This is a genomic window from Pseudomonas sp. Tri1 (assembly GCF_017968885.1).
GTDB lineage: Bacteria > Pseudomonadota > Gammaproteobacteria > Pseudomonadales > Pseudomonadaceae > Aquipseudomonas.
On the sequence record NZ_CP072913.1, the window covers coordinates 2,850,720 to 2,867,571 of the forward strand.

14 protein-coding genes are annotated in these 16,852 nt (G+C 60.8%); 7 read left to right on the forward strand and 7 right to left on the reverse strand.

Features of this window, described 5'->3' with window-relative positions; all coding sequences use genetic code 11:
* The first annotated feature begins 10 nt into the window (after window positions 1–10).
* Window positions 11–670, forward strand: a complete 660-nt coding sequence (locus J9870_RS12680) for a response regulator transcription factor (RefSeq protein ID WP_135845820.1) — start codon at window positions 11–13, stop codon at window positions 668–670.
* A complete protein-coding gene (locus tag J9870_RS12685) occupies window positions 667–2,010 on the forward strand; it encodes a HAMP domain-containing sensor histidine kinase (RefSeq protein ID WP_210644499.1) in 1,344 nt (447 codons plus the stop codon). The genes J9870_RS12680 and J9870_RS12685 overlap by 4 nt, the downstream gene beginning before the upstream one ends.
* Window positions 2,011–2,095: 85 nt before the next feature.
* Here the strand turns inward: J9870_RS12685 and J9870_RS12690 are convergent, their stop codons facing one another.
* Complete coding sequence (locus J9870_RS12690) at window positions 2,096–3,811, reverse strand: amidase (RefSeq protein WP_210644501.1); 1,716 nt, start codon at window positions 3,809–3,811, stop codon at window positions 2,096–2,098.
* 248 nt (window positions 3,812–4,059) lie between these two features.
* Between J9870_RS12690 and J9870_RS12695 the strand changes: the two genes are divergently transcribed.
* From J9870_RS12695 to J9870_RS12705, 3 genes are all read left to right on the forward strand, one after another.
* On the forward strand, window positions 4,060–4,791 hold the full coding sequence (locus J9870_RS12695) for a GntR family transcriptional regulator (protein ID WP_210644503.1): 732 nt from the start codon (window positions 4,060–4,062) through the stop codon (window positions 4,789–4,791).
* A 135-nt stretch (window positions 4,792–4,926) separates the two neighbouring features.
* The gene (locus J9870_RS12700) at window positions 4,927–6,216 is read left to right on the forward strand and encodes an MFS transporter (RefSeq protein ID WP_210644505.1); all 1,290 of its coding nucleotides are present in this window, start codon (window positions 4,927–4,929) and stop codon (window positions 6,214–6,216) included.
* Between the two features lie 27 nt (window positions 6,217–6,243).
* Entirely contained in the window at window positions 6,244–7,074 is an 831-nt protein-coding gene (locus J9870_RS12705; protein WP_210644507.1) for an amidohydrolase family protein, read from the forward strand.
* Between the two features lie 71 nt (window positions 7,075–7,145).
* On the opposite strand, the gene J9870_RS12710 is transcribed toward J9870_RS12705, so the two are convergent.
* The 5 genes from J9870_RS12710 to J9870_RS12730 all read right to left on the reverse strand — a co-directional run bounded on the left by J9870_RS12710 (window position 7,146) and on the right by J9870_RS12730 (window position 12,178).
* Window positions 7,146–8,084 (reverse strand): alpha/beta hydrolase, encoded by a 939-nt coding sequence (locus J9870_RS12710; RefSeq protein WP_210644509.1) that lies wholly within the window; start codon window positions 8,082–8,084, stop codon window positions 7,146–7,148.
* A 62-nt stretch (window positions 8,085–8,146) separates the two neighbouring features.
* Window positions 8,147–9,169, reverse strand: coding sequence for a transketolase family protein (locus J9870_RS12715; protein WP_210644510.1), 1,023 nt, complete (start codon window positions 9,167–9,169; stop codon window positions 8,147–8,149).
* Window positions 9,166–10,014, reverse strand: a complete 849-nt coding sequence (locus J9870_RS12720; RefSeq protein WP_210644512.1) for a transketolase — start codon at window positions 10,012–10,014, stop codon at window positions 9,166–9,168. The genes J9870_RS12715 and J9870_RS12720 overlap by 4 nt, the downstream gene beginning before the upstream one ends.
* A gap of 17 nt (window positions 10,015–10,031) precedes the next feature.
* Window positions 10,032–11,330, reverse strand: coding sequence for an MFS transporter (locus J9870_RS12725; protein ID WP_210644514.1), 1,299 nt, complete (start codon window positions 11,328–11,330; stop codon window positions 10,032–10,034).
* A gap of 98 nt (window positions 11,331–11,428) precedes the next feature.
* A complete protein-coding gene (locus J9870_RS12730) occupies window positions 11,429–12,178 on the reverse strand; it encodes an SDR family NAD(P)-dependent oxidoreductase (protein ID WP_210644516.1) in 750 nt (249 codons plus the stop codon).
* Between the two features lie 197 nt (window positions 12,179–12,375).
* Between J9870_RS12730 and J9870_RS12735 the strand changes: the two genes are divergently transcribed.
* Window positions 12,376–13,290 (forward strand): LysR substrate-binding domain-containing protein, encoded by a 915-nt coding sequence (locus J9870_RS12735; RefSeq protein ID WP_210644518.1) that lies wholly within the window; start codon window positions 12,376–12,378, stop codon window positions 13,288–13,290.
* 135 nt (window positions 13,291–13,425) lie between these two features.
* A complete protein-coding gene (locus J9870_RS12740) occupies window positions 13,426–14,781 on the forward strand; it encodes a PAS domain-containing methyl-accepting chemotaxis protein (RefSeq protein ID WP_210644520.1) in 1,356 nt (451 codons plus the stop codon).
* A 256-nt stretch (window positions 14,782–15,037) separates the two neighbouring features.
* On the opposite strand, the gene J9870_RS12745 is transcribed toward J9870_RS12740, so the two are convergent.
* Entirely contained in the window at window positions 15,038–16,642 is a 1,605-nt protein-coding gene (locus tag J9870_RS12745; protein WP_210644522.1) for a hybrid sensor histidine kinase/response regulator, read from the reverse strand.
* Window positions 16,643–16,852: the final 210 nt, after the last annotated feature.

A 16,852-nucleotide genomic window follows, 5' to 3' on the forward strand; every position in this document is an offset into this window, starting at 1 on the left:
GAGCTGCCAGATGCGGGTTTTATTGGTTGAGGACGCGCCAAGGTTGGGGGAGGCGGTGCGCGAACAGATCGCCGATGACGGCCACGCCGTCGATTGGGTGCAATGCCTGGCTCATGCGCGCAACAGCGTACGCACGACTCCTTACGACCTGATCCTGCTCGACTTGATGCTGCCGGACGGTCGCGGACTGGATTTCTTGCGCCAGCAACGTGGTGCAGGGGATGCGACCCCGGTGATCATCCTGACCGCCCAGGACCAGATATCCGATCGCATCGCCGGGCTCAATGCCGGGGCCGATGACTACCTGGTCAAACCGTTCGACCTGTTTGAGCTCTCGGCCCGTGTGGCGGCGGTGGCCCGTCGGTACAGTGGCAACCCCAATCCGCAGATCAGAATCGGCGAGCTGCACATCGACATGAGTGCTCGGACGGTACAGCGGGCCGGCGTGTCCGTGGACCTGACGGCGCGGGAATGGGCGTTGTTCGAGGCGTTCGTCCAGCGTCCCGGCGCGTTGCTGTCCAAGACGCAGCTCGAAGAGCGCCTGTATGCCTTCGGCGCGGAGATCGAGAGCAACACGATCGAGGTCTATATCAGCCGGCTGCGCAAGAAACTGGGTCGCGACTTCATTGAAACCGTGCGTGGCATGGGCTATCGGTTGATATCCCCATGAGTGCCTCGTTCAGCCTGCAAAAACGCCTTTGCCTGGGATTGACGCTGGGCATGACCGTGCTTTGGCTTGCCGCGACCGTCGGCACATGGCGGGTGGTGCAGCAGGAGTTGGATGAGATGTTCGACAGCGCGCTGGCGGAGACCGCGCAGCGGATCCTGCCCTTGGCCGTGCTGGAAATCAGCAATCGTGAAGACGCGGATAAGGCGCAACTGGTGGCAGCGCTGAAAATGCACAAGGAATACCTGACCTACTTGGTCCGCGATGCCCAGGGCCGGATCCTGATGCAGTCCCACGATGCCAATCCGAAAATCTTCAGTAAACAACCGACTGAAGGCTTCTCCACCACTGGCAAATACCGTCTGTATGGCGCCAGTGCACTGCGCGAGTCGGTGTTCATCGAAATCGCCGAGCCCCTTGGGCATCGTCGTGAGGCTGCTCGGGAAGCTTTGTTGGCCTTGCTCTTGCCGTTATTGATATTGATACCCGTCAGCCTGTTGGGCACCTGGTTATTCGTGCGCATGAGCCTGCGCAGTGTGCTGGCCTATCGGCGTGCCGTGGAGAACCGTGGCGCCGGTGATCTGTCGCCGATCAAGGTGTTGCGCTTGCCGGCGGAAATCAATCCGCTGGCGGATGCGGTCAACCATTTGCTCAAGCGCTTGCGCAAGGCCTTGGAAGCCGAGCGCAGTTTTACCGCCAACAGTGCCCATGAATTGCGCACGCCCTTGGCCGCGACCTTGGCCCAGGTCCAGCGCCTGCGCCATGAAGCCCCCGAGGGCCCGTTGCGGCTGCGTGCGGCGAAAATCGAACACTCGCTACGCGAATTGGCGCGGCTCTCGGAAAAACTCATGCAACTGGCCAAGGCCGAGGGCGCAGGGCTGTTGTCGCAAACGCCCCAGGACCTCATTCCGTTGCTGGCCCATGTGGTCGATGAGTGGCGTCACAGCAGTGATCGGCTGATCGAGTTGCAGCTTCCTGCGCAGGCCAGTGTGTACTCGACCATTGACCCGGACGCTTTTGGGATCCTTTTGCGCAACCTGATCGAAAATGCCTTGAAGTACGGCGCGGCCGATCAACCCATTGAAGTCAGCCTCTCTGACCAAGCGTTGCTACGGGTGGTCAACGGTGGGCCCGTGGTGCCGGAACCCGTGTTGCAGCAGTTGACCGAACGTTTCGTGCGCGGTCAGAGTGACGTCAGCGGGTCGGGGTTGGGTTTGGCGATTGTCAAAACGATTGTGCAAGGGGTGAACGGACGAATCATGCTGGCATCACCGGCAAAAGACCGGCAGGACGGATTCGAAGTCGGCGTCTGGTTACCGCTCGCCTCGACGATCGAAGGTTGAGCAGCAGGCTTGGCCTACCATGCGCTCGCGCGTTGGGCGTTGGTTTTATCGCGAGGAGAAGGGCGGGCCTGAGCCCGCCCCCAAGTTATTGCTTGCCACTCCCCAGTGGTGGCGTCCGAGGGGGGATCATCCGTTTGGACCCCATCGACTCAAATGCCGAAGCCAAGTGCAACAGCGTCGAATCGTCGTAGGCACGTCCGGCAAACGTCAGGCCGACAGGCATGCCGATGTCCGCCATGACGCCCATTGGCACCGTCACGGTGGGCACACCCAGGTGGCGGATGGCAAGGTTGCCATTGGCGACCCACACGCCGTTGCTCCAGGCGATATCGGCAGACTCCGGATTGATATCGGCATCTGCGGGGCCAACGTCGGCGACGGTCGGGAAAATCACCGCGTCCAGGCCCAGCCGGTCCATCCAGTCTTCGAGATCGATTCGCCGAGTTTGCTCAAGTCCGCGCAGACCATCAGGCAGGGTGGGGATCTGATCCCAAGGTGTGATGCCGCGCTGGGCCATCTTCACGTATTCATCCATGCCCGCGGCGAGATCGTCCTCGCGGTTGGGTAGGGTGCCGGGGTCGTGAGGGAAGATCTTCGGTCCGTCGACATCGGCCAGGCGGTTCAGTTTCGGGTCACCGTTGGCCCGCAGGAAATCATCGAAGGCCCAGGCCGACAGATCCCACAGTTCATGGTGCAGGAACTCCTTGGATACCAGGCCACGAGTAAACACCGTCGGGGCGCCTGGGCGATCGCCTTCGCAGTTGGACACCAGTGGAAAATCCACCTCGACTACTTCGGCGCCATAGGCTTCAAGGGCTTGGCGGGCCTCTTTCCAGAGGTCGATCACCGAGGCACGGGTGATGATTCGCTGCCCCGTCGGACCGCCGATGCCAGGGGCGGGCGCCGTGCCCGCTGCAGGGTCGGCGTTGATGTACATGCGCGGAACGCCGAAGCGAATGCCGGCGAGTGCACTCGGGTCGGTTGCCAGGCTCGGATACGAGGCGGGACGCACCGACTCGACACTGGGAATCGGCACCCAGGGTTGCAGGCGCCATAGATCGCCCCGCGTGTCGGGATCTTGCGCCACCACCACGTCCAGCACCTCGAGCAGGTCGGCCATGGTCCTGGCGTAGGGCACGACCACGTCCATCGTCGGCGTCAACGGCCAGTTGCCGCGCACCGAGATCACGCCGCGTGACGGCGTGTAGGCGCACAAGCCATTGTTCGAGGCCGGGCCGCGTCCGCTCGACCAGGTCTCCTCGGCAAGGCCGAACGCCGCGAAACTGGCCGCGGTTGCCGTGCCTGCACCGTTCGAGGAGCCCGAGGCAAATGGCGCGGTGAGGTAGTCGCCGTTGTACGGGCTCTCGGCACGGCCATACACCCCGCGTTGCATGCCGCCATTGGCCATGGGCGGCATATTGGTCTTGCCGAGGCAGATCGCCCCGGCGGCGCGTAGCCGTTCGATGGTGAACGCATCGCGATAGGCCACCAGGTCCTTGAAAGCCGGGCTTCCGGACGCGGCGGTGAGCCCCTTCACCAGATAACTGTCCTTGGCGGTATAGGGAATGCCATCGAGCGGGCCCAGTGTCTGGCCGCTGGCCCGACGGGCATCGGACGCCTGCGCTTGCGCCAGTGCATCGGGGTTGCGAACCACCACCGCATTGAGCGCGGTAGGCGTATTGGGGCCATCGTAGGCCTCGATGCGGGCGAGGTAGGCTTGGACCAGCTCTACCGCAGTCGTCTGGCCGGACTCGAGGGCAGCACGCAGCTGGGCAATGGAGACTTCGGTGATTTCGATCATGCTATTACCGTCGCGGCAGAGGGATGACAGGGCAGGGCCATTCAAAATCAGATCCTGACATCTCAAAGTGGATATTTATCGGCTTTTGCTCACTGTACTACGCCTGCGGACTGAGGGTCTATTGGGCAATGTATTCTTCACCACGGGTCCACAAGGTACTCGGTTCATTCTTGACAACGAACCAGCCTGAGCAAATACTCGCCACCCATATTCATATATATGACTAGATAACAAGGTGAATAAGGTCGATGAACTCTCTCTCCAGCGATGTCCGCCTACCGCTCTATCAACGTCTGCGCGACCAATTGGCCGAACAGATCGCCAACAATCGCTGGCGTCCGGGGGAGGCGATTCCTACCGAGGCCGCGCTGTCGGCCGAATACCAACTGTCCACTGGCACTGTGCGCAAAGCGGTCGATGCGCTGGTCAGTGAAGGTGTCCTGGAGCGTCAGCAAGGGCGCGGTACGTTCATTCGACGGCCGCAGTTTCAGTCCTCGCTGTTCCGGTTCTTCCGGTTTCAAAGCGCTGCCGGTGAACGCCGGGTGCCGGAGAGCCGCATCTTGTCCATCGAGCCCGTGCCGGCACCTTCGGCGGTGGCTCAGGCGCTGGGGCTGCCGGTCGACGCGCCGGTGATTCGCATCGTGCGTGTGCGTCTGTTGGACGTGAAACCGGTACTGGCCGAAGAAATCTGGCTGCCGCGTAGCCGCTTCCAACCGTTGCTCGAGATCGACCTGAGCCAGAAAGGGCCTTTGCTGTACCCCATCTATGAAGAAACCTGCGGCCAGGTGGTCGCCTATGCCGAAGAGACCCTCACCGCCGAATCGGTGAGTGACGTGCACGCGCGATTGCTGCAGGTGCCGGTCAATAGCCCGGTGGTGGTGATCGAGCGTCTGGCGCGTGACTACGCCGGCACCCCCCTGGAGTGGCGACGCTCACGTGGGCATGCCGAGCATTTCCGCTACAGCGTGGAAATTCGCTGACCCATGTCGGGTTGACGGAGCGTACAGCGGCCCGTCGGTAGCCGCTGTTTTTACCATTGTGTTTGCCATGACTGGCCCTGCAGCGGCGCGGTTCGCTCTCGGCTGCCTTTCGTTCGACGTATAAGGATAAGAATCATGTTCAGCTGGTATCGCCAAGTCACTGCGCGGGAGCGCAAAACGTTTTGGGCCTGCTTCGGGGGATGGTCGCTCGACGCGCTGGAAGTACAGATGTTCGGCCTGGCGATACCGGCGCTGATCGCCGCATTCGCCTTGAGCAAGGGGGATGCGGGGCTGATCAGCGGCGTGACCCTGGTCACCTCGGCCATTGGTGGTTGGGTTGGTGGCACGCTGTCGGACCGCTACGGTCGGGTGCGTACGCTGCAATGGATGATCCTGTGGTTCTCGTGCTTCACTTTCTTGTCGGCATTCGTTACCGGCTTCCACCAGTTGTTGATCGTCAAGGCCCTGCAGGGGTTCGGGATCGGTGGGGAATGGGCTGCCGGTGCGGTATTGATGGCCGAGACCATCAACCCCAAGTACCGCGGCAAGGTCATGGGCACGGTTCAAAGTGCCTGGGCGGTGGGCTGGGGACTGGCGGTCGGGGTCTTCACGCTGATCTATTCCTTCGTGCCGCAGGACATGGCCTGGCGGGTGATGTTCATCGTTGGTTTGCTGCCGTCGTTCCTGATCATCTGGGTGCGGCGCAACGTCGAAGAGCCCGACAGCTTCCAGCGCCTGCAAAAAGAGAAGGCCATCCCGCAGAGTTTCTTCAAGTCATTGGCCGGCATCTTTCGTCCGGAACTGATCCGCGTGACACTGTTTGGCGGGCTGTTGGGCCTGGGTGCCCATGGCGGTTATCACGCGGTGATGACCTGGCTGCCGACCTTTCTCAAGACCGAGCGCAACCTGTCGGTGCTGAACTCCGGCGGCTACCTGGCGGTGATCATTTTTGCCTTCTGGTGTGGCTGTGTGGTCAGTGGCTTGCTGATCGATCGCATTGGCCGGCGCAAAAACATCGTGTTGTTCGCATTGTGCTGCGTGGTGACTGTGCAGTGTTATGTGTTCCTGCCACTGACCAATACCCAGATGCTGTTCCTCGGGTTCCCGCTCGGCTTCTTCGCCGCCGGCATTCCGGCCAGCCTCGGCGCGCTGTTCAATGAGTTGTATCCGGCGGACGTACGCGGCGCCGGTGTGGGATTTTGCTACAACTTTGGCCGTGTGCTCTCGGCGGTGTTCCCGTTCCTGGTCGGCCACATGAGCGACTCCATGTCCTTGGGGTCGGCCATCGGTATCGATGCCGGGATTGCCTATGGCGTAGCCGTGGTCGCGGCGCTGTGCTTGCCGGAAACCCGAGGGCGTAGCCTCGAAGCCTCGGCGGCATCGGTGCAAACCGCTGCCGGCGGGACCGAGAGCGCCCGAGCCTGATGACTTTCACCTCGATAGATGAAACCCATGCCTGATACCTGTTCCACGCCGTTCACCGGCATCGACGCCCATGCTCATGTGTTCAGCCGCGAGTTGAAGCTGGCCGCGGCGCGGCGTTATACCCCCGACTATGACGCCACGCTTGCGCAGTACCTCAAACACCTGCAAAGCCATGGCCTGAGCCATGGTGTATTGGTGCAGCCGAGCTTTCTCGGTACCGATAACCGCTACCTGCTGGCAGCGTTGCGGCAGGCTCCGGAGCAATTGCGCGGGGTCGTGGTGCTGGAGCCAGACGTCAGCCGCGCGGTGTTGGACGACATGGCCCGGTCAGGCGTGGTCGGCGTGCGTTTGAACCTGATGGGCAAAGCCTTGCCTGACTTTCGCGACGCTGCCTGGAGAGGTTTTTTCGGCCACCTCGCTGAATTGGATTGGCATGTTGAATTACACCGCAATGTTGAGGATTTGCCTGGACTGATTCGTCAGTTGATGCCGTTCGGCATCAAGCTGGTGATCGATCACTTCGGCCGTCCTGACGCACGTTTGGGCACTGCTCAACCCGGTTTTGCCGAGTTGATGGAGTTGGGCCAGGGGGGGCGGGTGTGGATGAAGGTTTCCGCTATCTATCGATTGGCCGGGACAGAGCAACAGAACCTGGCGTTCGCCCGAGCCTCATTGTCCCTGTTGGAGCAGAATTTCGGCCCGCGCCGTCTGGTGTGGGGCAGCGACTGGCCGCATACGCAGCATGAAGGCAATGTCGGTTTCGATACCGTGATGGCGCAGTTGCAAGCCTTACAGTGCTCGGCGCCGCTTATGCGCGCGTTGCTGGTGGAGACTGCTCGGTCGTTGTTCAGGTTTTGAAGGTGTGAGCACTGATGGAGTGAGAGGGTGGATGAGGGTTGCGATTGAATCGCCCTGAATGAATCGCCCCTCTACTGCACAATCGCTTGCAGCGCCCGAGTGATGTCGAGCGTCGATTGCGTCGTGATACGCCCGGCCACCTGGTCGAACATATGCGGGGCGCCAGGATAGACATGGAGTTCCATGGCAACCCCTGCGCGGGATAACCTCATGGCGAACTCGACGTCTTCCATGAGGAACAGGTCCAGCGACCCGACTGAGATGAAGGTCGCAGGCAGGTTGCCAAGATCCGGTTGCAAGGCCGGTGAAAACAGGCCGATCCGGTGGTCATCCAGGTTGTAGTCGCCGCGCAGGCAATCCCAGCAGAATTTATTGGGCGCCGGTAACCAACTGAGCCCAGCTGCGCCTGTGGGTGGATAAGGCGAGTCGGTCGAGCCTGTACGGTGATCGAGCATCGGGTAGATGAGCACTTGGCCGGCAAGGGAGTATTCGCCCCTGTCGCGGGCCAGAATGGACAGTGCGGCGGCGAGTCCGCCACCAGCGCTATGGCCCATGACGACGATGCGTCGCAGATCGAAGCGAAAGTTGTGCTGGTTTTCGAATATCCAACCGAGCGCTGCATAACAGTCTTCAAGGGGGACGGGAAAGGGATGTTCGGGCGCCAGCCGATAATCCACCGCGACGATGATCGCCTGCAGCGTCTCAGCCAGTTCACACAGAGTGTCATCCGCCATTTCGGGCTTGCCGAGGACAAAGCCTCCACCGTGGAGATACAGGATTGCCGCAAAGGCCCCGCTGCGGGTCGATGCCTTCGGCCTGTACAGGCACAGGCGCAAGCGTTCGGCATCGGTGCCTGTTGTCCAGAGTTCTTCTGCGCCGCTGCGGTGCATGGATCTGAACGTCGAATGCACACGCGTGCGAATGGCCGGTAGTGTGCTCAATGTCCACGCTTCAGTTCCAGGGCTGACCAGGCTCTGAAAGGCGGGGTCAAGCCGTTCATCTGACCTCAAGGTTCTGCTCCCTTTATGTCGAACTGCGAGGCCCCCGTCGCCAGGCACCCCGCACTTTGCCGTTACAGCCAGGCTTTGATTTGCGTGCAAACCGCCTGGGTGGAAATGCCGTAGCGATCATGCAGTGTCGGCAGGGCGCCGGCGTCTAGGAAAGCGTCCGGCAAGGCGATCTGCCTGAACGTTGGCGTCACACCATTGCGCAGCAGGACCGTCGCCACCGCTTCACCCAAACCGCCGATGATCGAGCTGTTTTCTGCGGTCACTACCAGGCGGCCAGGCTTGCGGGCTTCGGCGAGAATGGTGTGTTCGTCCAGCGGTTTGATTGTCGGTACATGCAATACCGCGACATCAACGCCGTCTGCCTGCAGTTGTTTGGCTGCCTCCAATGCACGCATCGTCATCAAGCCGGTGGAGATAATCAGCACATCGTTGCCGGTGCGCAGGGTCTTGGCTTTGCCGATTTCAAAGGTGTAGCCGTACTCGTCCAGCACCAGGGGTACGTTGCCGCGCAGCAAGCGCATATAAACCGGGCCTTGATGGGCGGCAATGGCCGGTACTGCCTGCTCGATCTCCAGTGCGTCACACGGGTCGACGACCATCAGATTAGGCATCGCGCGGAAGATCGCCAGGTCATCGGTGGCCTGGTGGCTGGGGCCATAACCGGTGGTGAGGCCAGGCAAGCCGCAGACGATCTTGACGTTGAGGTTCTCTTCGGCAATGGCCATGCAAATGAAGTCGTAGGCTCGACGGGAGGCGAACACCGCATAGGTCGTGGCAAAAGGCACGAAACCTTCACGGGCCATGCCCGCCGCCGCACTCATCAGCAACTGCTCGGCCATGCCCATCTGATAGAAGCGATCCGGGTGCGCCTTGGCGAAGATGTGCAGGTCGGTGTACTTGGACAAGTCGGCCGACAGCCCGACGATGTCTGAGCGCTGTTCGGCCAGTGCAGCCAGTGCGTGGCCGAACGGTGCCGGTTTTGTCGCTTGGCCTTCGGCGGCAATCGAGGCGATCATCGCCGAAGTGGTCAGGCGCTTTTTGCCCGGTTCACCCGTTGCAGTCGGCGTGTTGGCGGCGTTACTCATTGGTTTTTTCCTTCTTCAAGGTTGTTCAACGCCAGGTCCCATTCGTGTTCTTCGACACGGATGAAGTGAGTCTTTTCGCGGTTTTCCAGGAACGGCACACCTTTGCCCATGCGGGTATCGCAGATGATGACCCGGGGTTGGCCGGCAGTGTGGTTGCGCGCTGCGTCGAAGGCGCTCACCAGAGCATCCAGGTCGTTGCCATCGACGCGCTGGGTGAACCAGCCGAAGGCCTGCCAGCGATCGACGATGGGCTCGAACGAGAGGATTTCGCTGGAGTAGCCATCGGCCTGTTGGTTGTTGACGTCAACTATGGCAATCAGGTTGTCGAGCTTCCAGTGCGACGCCGACATGACGGCTTCCCAGGTCGAACCTTCGTTCAGTTCACCGTCGGACAACAGGTTGTAGACGAAGGCGGGCGAGCCTTTGCGCTTCAGACCCAGGCAGGCACCGACCGCGATGCCCAGGCCCTGGCCGAGGGAGCCGCCGGTGATCTCCATGCCGGGGGTGTAGGCGGCCATGCCTGACATGGGCAGGCGACTGTCGTCCGCACCGTAGGTTTGCAATTCATCGAGCGGGATGATTTGTGCTTCGATCAAGGCCGCATACAGCGCAATCGCATAGTGGCCGATGGAGAGGTAGAAGCGATCGCGTTCCTCCCAATCCGGTTCTTCGGGCCGATAGTTCAAGGCGTGAAAATATGAAACAGCCAACAGGTCGGCGGCGCCGAGGGCCTGGCCGACATAGCCTTGGCCCTGGACCTGGCCCATGCGCAGCGCGTGGCGGCGGATGTTGTGGGCGCGCTCGGTCAGCGGCTTGGATGAAACGTATGGAGCAGGGGTCGTCATGGTAGAACTCCGGTTACTCAACGATTGACCAGGGCGGCGGGAATGCGCAGCACCAGCGAGGCTCCACCCAGCAGAACGCCGGTGATCAGGTACATGCCGATGGCGCTGGAGCCGGTCTGTGTGGTGATCCAGCCGATCAGGTAGGGCGAGCAGAATCCTGCGAGGTTGGCGAAACTGTTGACTGCCGCGATGCCTGCGGCGGCTGACACACCACCGAGCAAGGTGGTGGGCAGCATCCAGAACATCGAGGAGGCGGACAGGATGCCGGACGCTGCCAGGCACAGGCTCAGGATCGAGAGCACGATGTTGCCGCCGAGCAGCGCGGCGAGGGTCAAGCCCAGTGCTCCGGCAATCATCGGCGCAATAAGATGCCAGCGCCGCTCGCGATGTTTGTCGCCACTGCGTCCGACCAGCAACATGGCGGCAATCGCACAGATGTAGGGAAGGCTTGTCAGAAAACCGATATGCAACGGATCGGACACCCCGGCGTTGCGCACCAGGGTAGGCAGCCAGAAGGTGATTGCGTACTGGCCCATCACTACGCAGAAGTAAATGCCTGCCAGCAGCCACAGGCGTCGGTCGCGAATGAACTCACCCACGGACGCATGAGTGACTTTCTTCTGGTCGTCCTCGGCCAGCTCGCGGCTGATCAGGGCTTTTTCATCGTCATCGAGCCAGCTGGCCTGATGTACGCCGTCCTTGAGGTAGCTGAGCACCAACAGCCCGACTACGACCGTGGGAATGGCTTCCAGTACAAACATCCATTGCCAGCCGGCCCAGCCGTGCATGCCGGCGAAGTGGTTCATGATCCAGCCGGACAGCGGGCCGCCGACCATGCCCGACAGCGGAATGGCGATGAACCACAGCACCGTCATGCGGGCACGTCGGTACGATGGGAACCAGTAGGTCAGATAGAGCAGCAGGCCAGGCGCCAGGCCCGCTTCGGCAATACCGAGCAGAAAGCGCAGGGCATAAAACTGCCAGGCGGTTTCGACAAAGGCGAACAGGGCGGAAATGATGCCCCAGGTGATCATGATCCGGGCGATCCACACGCGTGCGCCGACCTTGTGCAGAATGATGTTGCTGGGCACCTCACACAGAAAGTAACCGATGAAGAACATGCCCGCGCCCAGTCCATAGACCGTTTCGCTGAGGGCCAGGTCGTTCATCATCTGCAGCTTGGCAAAGCCGACATTCACGCGATCGAGGTAGGCGCACAGGTAGCACAACATCAGGAAAGGCATCAGGCGCCACGCGGTCTTGCGGTAGGCGTTGGTGCGCACGGTCGAAACCGCTTCGAGCGACAGGGTTGTCATGATGGTCTGATCTCTTGTTTTTATTGACCGCCAGGCCATTGGGCCCGGCTGCATCGTCGATCCAGATCCGCACGGGCCACAAGGCCCGCCAGGTGTACTCAGTGAATCAGCATGCCGCCGTTCACATCCAGGGTGATGCCGGTCAGGTACGCAGACAGGTCGCTGGCCAGAAACAGGGCGGCGTTGGCCACGTCCTGGGCTTCACCGAGGCGGCCCAGCGGGATGCCGTCGATGATCGCGTGGCGCCGTTCGTCCTGCATCAGGCCGCCGGTGATATCGGTGTGGATCAGGCCGGGGGCGATGGAGTTGACGCGTACTTTATCCGGTCCCAATTCGCGGGCCATGGCTTTGGCCAACCCCAGCACCCCGGCCTTGGCGGCACTGTAATGAGGGCCGCCGAAAATGCCGCCACCGCGTTGCGCGGACACCGACGACATGCAGACGATGCTGCCGGCAGACTGTTGGCGCATGGTCGGGATCACCGCCTGGGACATGAGCAAGGTGCCGCGCAGGCTGACGTCCAGCACTTTGTCATAATCCGAAGGGCGGATATCCAGGGTCTTGAGGGGTTGGGTGATGCCGGCATTGTTGACCAGGATGTCGATGCGGCCGAAATGTTCGAGGATCGTAGCGACGGCGCTCTGGACCTGCTGTTCATCTGCGACATTCGCCGCAAGGCCCAGATGGCCTTCGCCCAGGGAGGCGGCGGCGTCACGGGCGGCGGATTCATCCAGATCAAGGATCACCACGCGAGCACCTTGTTGCGCGAACGTGGTCGCTGTCGCACGGCCGATACCCCGTGCCGAAGCGGCACCGGTGATGATCGCGACTTTGCCTTGAAGAAGCATGGAGGGTACCTCTGATTGTTGTTATGGGGTCGTTCGGCAATGAGCCGATGACTCAGCTTGTTCTGTGGACGCACCCTGAGCAATAACGCGAATGTCACTCGGTGCTGAAAAAAATTCAGCACTCGCCAGCTCTATAGCAGGGTGGTTGAATAGTCCGGAGCCCGGCCTATCTGATCTACAGCGGAGCAACAGTCGTCATGCCCTCAGCCAGCGATGTACCTGTAATCCTGCCACCCCTGAAAGCCATTCAGGCCTTTGAACAGACGGCGCGCTTCGGCAACGTCGCTCGTGCCGCTGAATTGCTGGACTTGACGCCCTCGGCGGTGAGTCATCAGTTGGCCAAGTTGGAGTCGATGATCGGTCGACAGTTGTTTTTCCGGACGGCCCGGGGCGTGACGCTGACGCCGGTGGGGGAGCAATACCTGACCGAGGTCTCCGGGATCTTGCATAGCCTGGCGGTGGCCACTGAGCGCGCCGCCAGCGACGTCAGCCTCGATTGCCTGCGGTTGCACTCATCACCCAGCTTCGGCCTGCTGTGGTTGATGCCACGCCTGGAGCAGTTTCGCGAGAGCCATCCCGATATCCAGCTCAACCTGTCGTGCTCTTATGAATCGTTGCACTTCAGTCGCGACAAGATCGACGTCGATATCCGGCACGGCATGCCCAATTGGCCGAGCTTCGAGGTGCGTACGGTGCGCAATGAAAAAATCGCGGTCATGGCGTCTCCGAAACTGTTGGCAAAACGACCCATTCGGGCGGTCGCCGACCTGCTGGACAGCCATTTGATTCTGTCCGAAGCCACGCTGATCAAGTGGCCGCAGCTGTTTGCCCAGCATGGTTTGTCACGTCCGGAGAAACCCTACACGCTAAGTTTTGACCGTTCCTACATGACCCTGGAGGCGGCCAGCCACGGTCTTGGATTTGCCCTGGAAAGTACGCTGCTGGCACAGGACTACCTCGCGCGTGGCGCGTTGGTGGAGGTCGCGCCGCAGTTCAGCGCGCCCATTACCGCCCACCACTTGGTATTTCCTCGGGCCCACTCCAACTTCCCCCGGGTCAGGCGATTCTTGGAGTGGATGCAGCTAGAGTTGGGGCACGACTTCAATTATTGACCCAGGGCCGGGGTTGTCCGGAACGCTTGCTTTCTGGCGTCAAAACATATTTGCGTCGTGCTGTATAAAGCGCCCAACCGGTCAGCCGATACCCTTGTAGGTCCGATTGATTTCCGGGTTCGCCGAGGGTACGTCATGTTTAATAAGACGCTAAAAGAAGAACTGGCGGCTAGGACAGCCGAACTGGCTACGTACAAGGGATTAGTCGGCGCTCTGGAGCGGTCGATGGCCGTGGTCGAGTTCAGCCCGGATGGCAAGGTCCTGCGCGCCAACGAAAATTTCTTGAAAACCATGGGTTACCGCGCCGAGCAGTTGGCGAGCCTGTCCCATCGAGATTTCTGTACGCCCGCGTTGGTGGGCAGTGCCGAGTACCGCGAATTCTGGAACAAGTTGCGCACCGGCCAGTTCGTTTCCGGCACTTTTCAGCGGCGCACCTCCCAGGGCCAGAACGTTTGGCTGGAGGCCAGTTATAACCCTGTGATGGACGAGCAGGGCCGTGTAGCCAAAGTCGTCAAGTACGCACTCGACGTGACTGCCCGGGTCGTCAGCGAGGCCGAAACACGCGGCAAGCTTGTAGCATTGGATCGAGCGATGGCGGTGATCGAGTTCGATTTGAGCGGTAACGTCTTGACCGCCAATGATAACTTCCTCAGCACCATGAGTTATTCGCTGGCCGAGATAAAGGGCAAGCACCACCGGATGTTTTGCGAGCCGAACCTGGTCAGCAGCGCTGAATACAGTGATTTCTGGCGTCGCCTCAATGCCGGTGAGTTCTTCAGCGGTCAATTCAAGCGCCTGGGCAAGCACGGCAAGGTCGTTTGGCTGGAGGCCAGCTACAACCCGGTCTACGATGCCGAAGGCAAACTGAGTAAGATTGTGAAGTTTGCCAGTGACATCACCGAGCGGGTGGAAAAGTTCGAAGAGGATTCACGCGGTGCGTCCCGCGCCTACCACATCTCCGCCGAGACCGAAAAAGTCGCCGAACAGGGCGCGCAGGTCATCCAGCAGACGGCCAAGGAAATGCGCCAGATTGCCGAAAACATTGGGGCATCCGGGCGTTTGGTCGGGCAGTTGGGGGCTCGTTCAGAAGAAATAACCGCCATCGTCAATACCATTCGCGGCATCGCTGACCAGACCAACCTGCTTGCGCTCAACGCGGCCATCGAAGCCGCGCGGGCTGGGGACCAGGGCAGGGGCTTTGCGGTTGTCGCCGACGAAGTTCGACAATTGGCCGGGCGTACGAGCCGCTCCACCGCCGAGATCGCCGAAATGATCGGCATGATCCTTTCCGAAACCCGCGACGCCGTCGCGAGCATGAACGTCACCCATGAAGGCGCGCTGCGTGGGGTAACGCTGGCAGACCAGGCCGGATCGGTCATCCTGCAGATCAGGGCCGGGACCACTGATGCGCTCGAAGCGGTGAGCATGTTCGCCTCCAAGCTCGATGAGTCCGAAGTGATACCCAAGACGGCCGTCGGCTGGGTCGGCTGAGCCCGCGCTCCTCCAGGTCGACCCTGGATTCTCTGGGTCGACAGCAAGACTCATGCACCGCCTCATTTCCTGTGGGAGCCGAGCTGGCCCGCGATAATGGTGGATCAGTTGACAGTGAAGCCGCCATCGCGAGCAAGCTCGCTCCCACACTGGTTGCGGGTGGGTGAAAAATCCAGGTCCACCGCCAATCCCTTGTGGGAGCGAGCTTGCTCGCGATAGCGATAGGGCAGCTTGCAAGGATTTTCGACCCATCCCGCTAGACCTTGGGCTGCTCTGTTTTGACCAACCCCAGTAGTACCGCGCGCAATTCCGGCGGTCGCACGGGCTTGGCCAAGACCGAAATGTTCAGGCTGTGCAGTGACCCACGTATCCGTTCTATCTCATGCCCGGTCATGATCAGCGCTGGGACTTCCCAGCCACGCTGCTCGCGTATTGCCGTGATGCACTCGGAACCCGACATCTTCGTGCCCAGGTCAAAGTCGGCGATGATGATGTCGCAATCGCTGCTCAGTCCCTGGCCGTCGCTGTGGGTTTGCACCCGGCAACCCCACTTTTCCAGTAGCGCCGAGGTCGCCATCAAGACGTTGGCATCGTCCTCTACCAGGCACACCCGCAATCCGTTCAAGCGGCTTTGGGCGGTCTTGCGCTTGGGCGTCATGACCCTTGGGGTCGCTTGTTCCAGGCCGCTGATCGCCACCTTAGTGCCCCGTCCGACTCTGGAATGGATATGAACATCGACCTCGAGTAGCTGGCTGATGCGCTTGACGATGGACAGCCCAAGGCCCAACCCCTCGACATCTTTGTCGCGAACATGGCGCACCCGGTAAAACTCCTTGAACACCTCGGGCAGATGCTCGGCAGCGATACCTCGTCCCCTGTCGTAGATCACCACGGCCAGGCCCGTGCCCTGGCGTCGTACGCCGATCAGTACCGGTCGGCCCGGGGCGTATTTGAGGGCGTTGGACAGCAGGTTCTGGACCATGGTGGTCAACAATCCAGGATTGATGTTTACCCAATAAGGGCAGGCGCGCAGGCGCAGCTCAACCCCTGCCCAGCGTGCCGCCTCGGTATTTTGCCTGACCACGTCCTGCAGCAGCGCGCCCAAGTGAACCGTATCTGCCTGCGGCACCAGTTTGCCGTGGTCCAGGGTGTAGATATCGAGGATCGAGCGAAACAGCTGCGACACGGTGTGCAGCGAACGGTCGATGTTATCCACCAGGCGCAACTCTTCCAGGCCCAGCTTGGCGTCACGCAGGCAGGCGGTGAACAGGCCGATGGAGTGGATCGGTTGGCGCAGGTCATGACTGGCCTGGGCCAGGAAACGTGATTTCTCCTGGTTGGCGGTGATGGCCTCCTCGGAGGCAATTCGTGTGCGCTGGAGCAGAATGTGCGTGTAGGCCGGCACCACGATGGTGGTCACGATCAACATCAGGAACATGTACGGCTGGGCCTGCCAGAATGGACTGAGCCAGAAAATCAGCACCAATACCGACAGTGCGATGGAAGTCGCCAGTGCCAGGTAGCGAGAACCGAAACGCACGCCGTTGCCCAATGTCACCCAGAGCAGTGCTGCATAGATGGGCAATGCGCTTTCACCCCCCAGCACCATGGCAAAAGCGATGCCTGCGTAGTCATGAAACATGGTGAAAAGGCGTCGCCAGAAGAAGTGCCCCGGCTTGCGCTGGATGAGCAAGCGCAGGAATACCGAGGCAATGATGAACGTCACGATGTAAATGATGATCGGCCTATAGGCAGCGGCGTCATCGGCCTCAATGTTGGCCAGGATGATGATGTACAACAACGCACAAGCGCTGACGATCAGGCGTACCGTAGCCTGATTGAGTTCGCTGTTCTTCTCCACTGACCTTCAACCTCATGACCGAGTAGATGTTGGGTTTCGCGAGCGAGTGTAGTTGTGCCTTTGCGTGACGACACACGTTGATTGATAGCGGTAAGGCGAGCTCCGCCAGATGTCATGTCGCTGGCCGCTTGACTCAAAGGTGATTGGTTGAATGAGGTGGCGACTGGAAAGACTGCGTTGCGGCATCGCAAGGGATGCGTGCTGGAAGCA